The following is a 445-nucleotide window of genomic DNA, read 5'->3' as shown; positions in this document are numbered from 1 at the left end:
GAGGCTCGTCCGAAGTCGCCGCCGCGGCTGATCTGGCCCGGCTCCTCGTCGCCATACTCCGACGCGCCGCCGCCCTGGCGCCCGTCCAGGATCGTCAGCTCGCCCCGGAAGCGCTGCAGCACCACCTCGGTGGTGTACTTCTCCTGGCCCGACTGGTCCGTCCACTTGCGGGTCTGAAGCTGGCCTTCCACATAGACCTTCGAGCCCTTCTTCAGGTACTGCTCGGCCACCCGCGCCAGGTTCTCGTTGAAGATCACCACCGAGTGCCACTCGGTCTTCTCCTTGCGCTCGCCCGTGGCCTTGTCCTTCCAGGTCTCCGAGGTCGCCAGCCGCAGGTTCACCACCGGCTCCCCGTTGTTCAGGCGCCGCACCTCCGGGTCACGCCCCAGATTGCCCACCAAGATCACCTTGTTCACACTGCCCGCCATCGGACATCCTCCTGTTC

The 445-nt window shown here is 66.5% G+C and carries 1 protein-coding gene; it reads right to left on the bottom strand.

Features of this window, described 5'->3' with window-relative positions:
* A partial coding sequence (gene ssb / locus E4K09_RS20080) for a single-stranded DNA-binding protein (protein ID WP_134499493.1) occupies positions 1–428 on the bottom strand: 428 nt, incomplete at its 3' end.
* Between the last annotated feature and the right edge of the window lie 17 nt (positions 429–445).

This window comes from Microvirga pakistanensis (assembly GCF_004458765.1).
GTDB classification, from domain to species: Bacteria; Pseudomonadota; Alphaproteobacteria; order Rhizobiales; family Beijerinckiaceae; genus Microvirga; species Microvirga pakistanensis.
This window is presented reverse-complemented; position numbering and strand designations above follow the sequence as displayed.